This window comes from Sphingomonas sp. FUKUSWIS1 (genome assembly GCF_000733135.1).
GTDB classification, from domain to species: Bacteria; Pseudomonadota; Alphaproteobacteria; order Sphingomonadales; family Sphingomonadaceae; genus Sphingomonas; species Sphingomonas aerolata.
The window spans coordinates 37,967-45,243 of the sequence record NZ_JPJC01000014.1 but is presented as its reverse complement, the minus strand read 5'-3'; the positions used below and the strand labels follow the sequence as shown (position 1 = coordinate 45,243).

The 7,277-nt window shown below is 65.6% G+C and carries 4 protein-coding genes and 1 pseudogene; 2 read left to right on the top strand and 3 right to left on the bottom strand.

Annotated elements, in window-relative coordinates; translation table 11 throughout:
- Both sphsw_RS01605 and acs read right to left on the bottom strand, forming a co-directional pair.
- Positions 1–149: pseudogene (locus tag sphsw_RS01605) on the bottom strand (DNA-binding response regulator); the annotation flags it as partial.
- Positions 146–2,101: an acetate--CoA ligase gene (gene acs / locus sphsw_RS01600; RefSeq protein WP_031439090.1), complete on the bottom strand. Its 1,956-nt coding sequence runs from the start codon at positions 2,099–2,101 to the stop codon at positions 146–148. The pseudogene sphsw_RS01605 and the gene acs, both read right to left, overlap by 4 nt.
- A gap of 147 nt (positions 2,102–2,248) precedes the next feature.
- Between acs and sphsw_RS01595 the strand changes: the two genes are divergently transcribed.
- A complete protein-coding gene (locus sphsw_RS01595) occupies positions 2,249–3,676 on the top strand; it encodes a DcaP family trimeric outer membrane transporter (protein WP_152555342.1) in 1,428 nt (475 codons plus the stop codon).
- 48 nt (positions 3,677–3,724) lie between these two features.
- Positions 3,725–5,392, top strand: coding sequence for an MFS transporter (locus sphsw_RS01590; RefSeq protein ID WP_031395000.1), 1,668 nt, complete (start codon positions 3,725–3,727; stop codon positions 5,390–5,392).
- A 54-nt stretch (positions 5,393–5,446) separates the two neighbouring features.
- Here sphsw_RS01590 and poxB read toward each other — a convergent pair whose 3' ends face one another.
- On the bottom strand, positions 5,447–7,195 hold the full coding sequence (poxB, locus tag sphsw_RS01585) for a ubiquinone-dependent pyruvate dehydrogenase (protein WP_031439088.1): 1,749 nt from the start codon (positions 7,193–7,195) through the stop codon (positions 5,447–5,449).
- Between the last annotated feature and the right edge of the window lie 82 nt (positions 7,196–7,277).

The following is a 7,277-nucleotide window of genomic DNA, read 5'->3' as shown; positions in this document are numbered from 1 at the left end:
CGGGCGGCGCCGCGCGCCGCCTCGATCGCCTCGCCGAGCTGCCCCGCCTCGAGGATCGTCGCATCGGGGGCCGCGCGACCGACCGCCAGCTTCAACGCCTGGCGAAACAGCGGGTGGTCGTCGGCGACCAGGATCGTGCTCGCGGTCATGCGAAGGCGGCGGTGGCCTTTTCGCGACCCGTGATCAGCGCGTCGACGACCGTCGGATCGGCGAGCGTCGAGGTATCGCCCAGACCGTCGAGCTGGTTCTCGGCGATCTTGCGCAGGATCCGGCGCATGATCTTGCCCGAGCGCGTCTTGGGCAGGCCGCGGGCGAACTGCAGGACATCGGGCGTCGCGATCGGACCGATCTCGCGGCGGACCCATTGCACGAGTTCCTTGCGCAGCTCCTCGCTGGGTTCGGCATTCGCGTTGAGCATGACATAGGCATAGATGCCCTGGCCCTTCACGTCGTGCGGCATGCCGACGACCGCGGCTTCGGCAACCTTCGAATGCGCGACCAGCGCGCTCTCGACCTCGGCAGTGCCCATGCGGTGGCCGCTGACGTTGATGACGTCGTCGACGCGGCCGGTGATCCAGTAATAGCCGTCCGCGTCGCGGCGGCAGCCGTCACCGGTGAAATACTTGCCCGGATAGGTCGAGAAATAGGTCTGGAAGAAGCGCGCATGATCGTTCCACACGGTCCGCATCTGCCCGGGCCAGCTGTCGGCGATCACGAGATTGCCCTCGACCGCGCCGTCCAGCACCTTGCCGTCGGCATCGACCAGCTCGGGCACCACGCCGAACAATGGCTTGGTCGCGCTGCCGGGCTTGAGCGCGGTCGCGCCGGGGAGCGGGCTGATCATGTGTCCGCCGGTCTCGGTCTGCCACCAGGTGTCGACGATCGGGCAGCGGCCTTCACCGACGACATTGTGATACCAGTTCCAGGCCTCGGGGTTGATCGGCTCGCCGACCGACCCGAGCAGCCGGAGCGACTTGCGGCTGGTCCGCGTGACCCAGTCGTCCCCTTCGCGCATCAGCGCGCGCAGCGCGGTCGGCGCGGTGTAGAGCGTGCTGACCTGATATTTGTCGACGATTTGCCAGAAGCGGCTGTGGTCGGGGTAATTGGGGACGCCCTCGAACATCACCGTCGTCGCGCCGTTGGCGAGCGCGCCGTACAGCGAATAGGTGTGCCCCGTGACCCAGCCGACATCGGCGGCGCACCAGAAGACTTCGCCTTCTCGGTAGTCGAACACATATTCATGCGTCATCGACGCCCAGATGAGATAGCCGCCGGTGGTGTGGAGCACGCCCTTGGGCTGGCCGGTCGATCCGCTGGTGTAGAGGATGAACAGCGGATCCTCGGCGTTCATTGGCTCGGGCGCGCAGTCGGTCGACTGGTCCGCGACGCACTCGTGATACCAGCAATCGCGGCCGTCGGTCATTGCGATGTCGCCGCCGGTGCGGCGGACAACGATGACCGTCTCGACGCCGAGATCGCCCTGATCGAGCGCGGCATCGACATTGGCCTTCAGCGGAATCGTCTTGCCGCCGCGCAGCCCTTCGTCCGCAGTAATGACGACGCGACTGTCGCAATCGTGAATCCGGTTGCACAGGCTGTCGGGCGAGAAGCCGCCGAACACAACCGAATGGATCGCGCCGATCCGTGCGCAGGCGAGCATCGCGAACGCGGCTTCGGGGATCATCGGCAGATAGATCGTGACGCGGTCGCCCTTCGCAACGCCGCGTGCCTTCAGCGCATTGGCGAGCCGCGAGACTTCGTCGCGCAGCTCGGCGTAGCTGATCGTGCGCGAGTCGGCGGGGTCGTCGCCTTCCCAGAGGATCGCGGTCGCGTCTGGGCGTGTATCGGCGTGGCGATCGACGCAATTGGCGGCGACGTTGAGCTGGCCGTCCTCGAACCAGCGGATGCGGAAATCGGCCTCGTCGAACGATGTGTCCTTGATCTTGGTCGGGGGAACGATCCAGTCGAGCCGCTGCGCCTCTTTCGCCCAGAAGGCATCGGGATCAGTCGCGGCCTCGGCATACATCCGGTCATAGGCGGCGGCATCTATCCGTGCGTCCTTGGCCCATGCTGCGGGAACGGGATAGCTGGCCTCGGTCATCACACTCTCCTTTTGCCGCCGTTCTAGACGGTCGCGCGGTACGCGGCACCCCCAACCAAAGTCAGGGATGATCCCGCCCGGGCGATCCGCCATCGTCGTGTTGCTTGCATCTACGCGTCAGACCGGTGGAGCAACCAGGAGGTTGGGATGAGACGATCGGTATTCACGACGTTGCTGCTGGGCACGGCCCTTGCCGGGCTGACGCCGGGCGCCGCCTTCGGCCAGACCGCGCGAGAGGCGGAACTCGAAGCACGGCTCAAGGCGCTCGAAGCAGCGGTCCAGGACCTTCGCGGTGAGTTGACCGCAGCGCGTGCAACCGCCGCCGCGGCCCCGACTGTGCCCCCACAGACCGCCGTCGCTGCGTCGCAGGTGACGGCGCCGGCCGCATCGCCCGGCGGATCGCCCGGCGCGACCAATGTGGCCCAGGCCAAGCCTGTCGCAACAAATTCGGCACCGACCGATGGTTTTCGCATGGGGAACACGACGGTCAAGCTGGGCGGCTTCGTTCGCCTCAACGCCATTGCCAGCCGCTACAGCGGTGGCGAGGTCGCGGTCGGGGGGCTGGGCAAGGAGTTCTTCCTGCCGCAGCAGATTCCGGTCGGCGGCGGGTTCTCCAGCCAGGACCTGTTGCTCTCCGCGCGCCAGACCCGCCTGCAGTTCAGCACGGCAACCCCGATGAACGGTACCGACATAAAGACGCTGGTGGAGTTTGATTTTGCGCTCGCGACGGCGCCGGTCGGTGCCCAGCGCGCGACCAACCCCTACACGCCCACTTTCCGCCGTGGCTTCATCGAATATGGCAATCTGCTGGTCGGGCAGGAATGGTCCACCTTCCAGAACATCGCGGTGCTGCCCGAGACGACCGATTTCGTCGGCCCGCTGGATGGCACGGTGTTCAACCGCCAGGCGCTGATCCGCTACTCCATCCCCTTGCGAACCGGGCTGACGTTGCAGGTCGCGGTTGAGAATCCCGAAACGGAAACGGCGCTGCCCGCCAATGCGGCGCTGGTCGACACGGATGACGACCGCCTGCCGGACGTGGTGGCACGGCTGAACTGGAAGTCGACACTGGGCGATTTCGCACTGGCCGGCATCGCGCGCGAATTGCGCACCGATACGCTGGGCCGCGGCGATACCGCCTTTGGCTGGGGCGTTTCCGGGTCCGGGAAAATCCCAATCGGCAAGCGTCACGACCTGCGTTTCATGGCGACCTACGGCCAGGGCATCGGCCGGTATCTGGGATTGGGATATGTCCCCGACGCGATCTACGGCGGCACCGCGACGCAGCTCGAGCGGATCGACAATTTCGCGGGCTTCGCGGCACTGCGTATCGGCTGGACCGATGCGATCCACTCGACGCTGATGGGCAGCTACCAATCGGCCGATTATCCGGCCGGCGTGATCGTCACGGGGCTGGCCAATGCCAAGTCCTATGGCGGCGCTGCCAACCTGTTCTGGTCGCCGGGCAAGGGCTTCGACATCGGCGTCGAATATCGCCACGCCGTCCGCGAACTGGTTTCGGGTGATACCGGTGCGCTCGACCGCATGGAATTCGCCTTCAAATACGGGTTCTGATCGCCCGACGCTTAAAAATACCACCGCTCCACTTGAGAGGATACCGCCATGGCAACGACAACAGGGGACGCATCTCCCCTTGGTCACGTGAAGCAGAGCCAGCCACTGATCATTATCGCATCGTCGCTCGGCGCGGTGTTCGAATGGTATGACTTCTATCTCTACGGGCTGCTCGCGACGATCATCACCGCGCAGTTCTTCTCGGGCGTCAACGAGACGACCGGGTTCATCTTCGCGCTCGCGGCGTTCGCAGCGGGGTTCGCGGTGCGGCCGTTCGGTGCGCTGGTATTTGGGCGGATCGGCGATGTCGTCGGGCGCAAGAACACCTTCCTCGTCACGATGGCGATCATGGGCCTGTCGACGTTCCTCGTCGGCCTGCTCCCGAGCTATGCCTCGGTCGGCGTCGCCGCGCCGATCGCGCTGGTCGTGCTGCGGCTGCTGCAGGGCCTCGCGCTCGGCGGCGAATATGGCGGTGCTGCGACCTATGTCGCCGAGCATGCGCCCGACAAGAAGCGTGGGCTGTTCACCAGCTTCATCCAGACCACGGCGTCGCTCGGTCTGTTCGCCGCCCTGCTGATCGTGATCGGCGTGCGCACGCTCGTCGGCGAGGAGGCGTTCGCGGCTTGGGGCTGGCGCATCCCGTTCATCGTCTCGATCGCGCTGCTCGCAGTGTCGCTCTGGATCCGGATGCAGCTCGAGGAGAGCCCGGTGTTCCAGAAGATGAAGGAAGAGGGCAAGACTTCCAAGGCACCGCTGACCGAGGCGTTCGCCAAATGGGGCAACCTCAAGATCGTGCTGATCGCGCTGTTCGGTGCGGTCGTGGGGCAGGGCGTCGTGTTCTACACCAGCCAGTTCTACGCGCTGTTCTTCCTCGAGAAGAACCTGCGTGTCGACGGGCCGACCACCAACATCCTGATTGCGATCGCGCTGCTGATCGCGACGCCGGCATTCATCTTCTTCGGCTGGCTGTCGGACAAGGTCGGGCGGAAATGGATCATCCTGACCGGCTGTGCGCTCGCCGCACTGACCTATATGCCGTTGTTCCACGCGCTGTCGAAGGCGGCCAACCCCGCGCTCTATGCCGCGCAGCTGTCGTCGCCGGTCAGCGTCGTCGCCAACCCCGACGAATGCTCGGTACAGTTCGATCCGGTCGGCAAGAACAAGTTCGACAGCAGCTCGTGCGACATCGCCAAGTCGTATCTGGCCAAGGCGGGCATTTCCTACACCAACGTCGTCGCACCGGCGGGCACGGTCGCACAGATCCACATCGGCGGCGCGACCATTCCGGTCGTCAATCCGGCGATCGTGACAGGGGCCGATCGTACTGCAGCGATCAAGGCGTTCGGGGCCGAGGTGAAGACCGCACTGACCGCGGTCGGCTATCCCGAAAAGGCGGACCCGGCGCAGATCAACAAGCCGATGGTCGTCGCGATTTTGGTCCTGCTCGTGCTGTACGTGACGATGGTCTATGGCCCGATCGCCGCGCTGCTGGTCGAATTGTTCCCGACGCGAATCCGCTACACGTCGATGTCGCTGCCCTATCATATCGGCAATGGCTGGTTCGGCGGGTTCCTGCCGACCGCGGCCTTCGCAATGGTCGCGGCGACCGGGGACATCTATTACGGGCTCTGGTACCCGATCCTGGCCTGTGCGGTCACCGCATTGGTCGGTCTGGTCTTCCTGCCCGAGACGTTCCGCCGCTCGCTGCACGGCTGAACGCAAGTATCGAGCAGTCCCGGGGTGCGGCAGCCGCCGCACCCCGGACCTGTTTCAGAAGAGCGTCTTGAACAGTCCGGCATTGGTCTTGCCGAGTTCGATGATCGAATCCCCACGACCACTCATCACCGCTTTCGCCATATAGAGCGTGAAGCCCTTCATCTGTTCGAGCGTGATCTTGGGCGGCATCGACAGTTCGGTGCGCGCGGTGACGGCATCGAGCAGCGCAGGGCCCGGATGCGCAAGCACCTCGCGGACGCCCGCCTCGACCTCGCCAGGGTCGGTGACGCGAACGCCGTGGAGTCCGATCGCGCGCGCCATCGCGGCGAAATCGGGATTGTCGAGCGCGACGCCGGTCTCGATCATCCCCGCCGCCTTCATCTCCATTTCGACAAAGCCGAGCGTGCCGTTGTTGAAGACGATGATCTTCACGGGCAGGCCGAGCTGCCGAACGGTCAGCAATTCACCCATCAGCATCGCGAGGCCACCGTCGCCCGACAGGCTGACGATCTGACGGCCGGGATAGGCGGCCTGCGCGCCGATCGCCTGGGGCAGGGCGTTTGCCATCGAGCCATGGTTGAACGACCCGATCAGTCGGCGGCGGCCGTTCATCTCGAGGTAGCGCGCTGCCCAGACGGTCGGGGTGCCGACATCACATGCAAAGACGGCGTCGTCGCTTGCTAGGTAGCTGACGACGCGCGCGACATGCTGCGGGTGGATCACGCCGCTGCCCGGGGTGCCGGTCGCGAGCTCGTCCAGGCCTTTGCGCGACTTGGCGTAATCCTCGCGTGCGTCGCGCAGGAAGGCGCCGTCGCGCTCGCGTGTCAGCAGCGGCAGGACATGGTCGATCGTCGCGCCGACGTCGCCGACCAAGCCGAGGTCTATCGCGGTACGGCGGCCGAGATTTTCGGGCCGCAGGTCGATCTGCGCCACCTTCGCCTTTTCCGGATAGAATTGGCGGTAGGGAAAATCGGTGCCGAGCATCAGCAGCGTGTCGCAAGCCATCATCGCGTCATAGCCGGACGAGAAGCCGATCAGCCCGGTCATGCCGACATCATAGGGATTTTCATATTCGACGAATTCCTTGCCGCCGAGTGCATGGACGACCGGTGCCTGGAGCACGCCGGCAAGCGCGACGAGTTGCGCATGCGCCCCCCGACAGCCGCGACCCGCAAGGATCGTCACCTTGCCGGCGTCGTTCAGCAGCGCGGCAAGGCTGGCGAGCGAGGCCTGATCGGGGATGATCGTGGCCGCTTCGGGCAGCAACGCGGTGCGGGATCGGGCGATAAGGCCCGTGGTCGTGCGCAATGCAACATCGCCCGGCATCGCGACGACCGCGACGCCACGATGGCCGACCGCGGCACGGATCGCTGTGTCGAGCGTGCGCGGCATCTGATCGGCATCGGAGATCGTCTCGCAATAGACGCTGCATTCGCGGAACAGCGCTTCGGGACGGGTTTCCTGGAAATAGTTGGAGCCGATTTCGGCGCTCGGTATCTGCGCCGCAATTGCGAGCACGGGGACGCGGGTCCGGTTGCAGTCGTACAGCCCGTTGATCAGATGCAGGTTGCCCGGCCCGCAGGACCCGGCGCAGACCGCGAGCTTGCCGGTCAGTTGCGCTTCGGCGCCGGCCGCGAAGGCCGCCGCTTCCTCGTTGCGAACGTGCACCCATTCGATCGTTCCGCTCCGCCTGAGCGCTTCGGTGAGGCCGTTCAGGCTGTCGCCGGCCACGCCATAGATTCGCTCGACGCCGGCAAGCTCGAGCGTCTCGACGAACAGGTCGGCGATCAGGGTCTTGGGCATCGGGCGTCTCCGGGTCTCGAAAAAGGGTGAAGGTCGAGGCCTCAACGCGTCCCGGCGGCAAGTGACGCGGCGAAATCGCGGA

Excerpts from the sequence above, each read along its gene's own strand:
- acs (WP_031439090.1), bottom strand. The coding sequence starts at position 2,101 with ATGACCGAGGCCAGCTATCCCGTTCCCGCAGCATGGGCCAAGGACGCA.
- sphsw_RS01595 (WP_152555342.1), top strand. The coding sequence starts at position 2,249 with ATGAGACGATCGGTATTCACGACGTTGCTGCTGGGCACGGCCCTTGCC.
- sphsw_RS01590 (WP_031395000.1), top strand. The coding sequence starts at position 3,725 with ATGGCAACGACAACAGGGGACGCATCTCCCCTTGGTCACGTGAAGCAG.
- poxB (WP_031439088.1), bottom strand. The coding sequence starts at position 7,195 with ATGCCCAAGACCCTGATCGCCGACCTGTTCGTCGAGACGCTCGAGCTT.